We start from the raw sequence: 1,188 nt of genomic DNA, 5'->3' as shown, positions 1-1,188 counted from the left end.
ACTCGATGATCTTGGACACGACGCCGGCGCCAACGGTGCGGCCGCCTTCGCGGATGGCAAAGCGCAGGCCTTCTTCCATGGCAATGGGCGCGATCAGCTTGACGGTGATCGTCACGTTGTCGCCCGGCATCACCATCTCCTTGTCCTTGGGCAGTTCGATGGCTCCGGTCACGTCCGTGGTGCGGAAGTAAAACTGCGGACGGTAGTTGTTGAAGAACGGCGTGTGACGCCCACCTTCTTCCTTGCTCAGCACGTACACCTCGGCCGTGAAGTGCGTGTGCGGCGTGATCGAGCCCGGCTTGGCCAGCACTTGCCCACGCTCGACTTCCTCACGCTTGGTGCCGCGCAGCAAAATCCCCACGTTGTCGCCCGCCTGACCTTGGTCCAGCAGCTTGCGGAACATCTCCACACCCGTGCAGGTGGTCTTCTGCGTCGGACGAATCCCCACGATCTCGATTTCGTCACCCACCTTGATGACCCCGCGCTCCACGCGACCGGTCACCACCGTGCCACGACCCGAAATCGAGAACACGTCTTCCACAGGCATCAGGAAGGTGCCATCGACCGCACGCTCCGGCGTGGGAATGTAGGTGTCCAGCGCCTCGGCCAGCTTCATGATGGCTTGCTCGCCCAGCTCGCCCTTGTCGCCTTCGAGCGCCAGCTTGGCCGACCCCTTCACGATGGGCGTGTCGTCCCCAGGGAACTCGTACTTCGACAGCAGCTCGCGCACCTCCATCTCGACGAGCTCGAGCAGCTCGGCATCGTCGACCATGTCGCACTTGTTCAGGAACACGATGATGTAGGGCACACCCACCTGACGGGCCAGCAGAATGTGCTCGCGCGTCTGCGGCATCGGACCGTCCGCAGCCGACACCACCAGAATCGCCCCATCCATCTGCGCCGCACCCGTGATCATGTTCTTCACGTAGTCAGCATGCCCGGGGCAGTCCACGTGCGCATAGTGACGGTTGGCCGTCTCGTACTCCACGTGCGCCGTGTTGATCGTGATGCCGCGCGCCTTCTCCTCCGGCGCCGCGTCGATCTGATCGTACGCCTTGGCCTCGCCACCATACTTGGCCGCCAAAATCGTCGTGATCGCCGCCGTCAGCGTCGTCTTGCCATGGTCCACGTGACCAATCGTCCCCACGTTCACGTGCGGCTTGGTCCGCTCAAACTTGCCTTTTGCCA

1 protein-coding gene is annotated in these 1,188 nt (G+C 63.0%); it reads right to left on the bottom strand.

Translation table 11 applies throughout. The features are described 5' to 3' along the window. The coding region (gene tuf / locus CTA01S_RS16170) for an elongation factor Tu (protein ID WP_157451414.1) at window positions 1-1,188 on the bottom strand (1,188 nt) is incomplete at both ends.

It is taken from the genome of Caldimonas taiwanensis NBRC 104434 (genome assembly GCF_001592165.1).
Taxonomy (GTDB): domain Bacteria; phylum Pseudomonadota; class Gammaproteobacteria; order Burkholderiales; family Burkholderiaceae_C; genus Caldimonas; species Caldimonas manganoxidans.
This window is presented reverse-complemented; position numbering and strand designations above follow the sequence as displayed.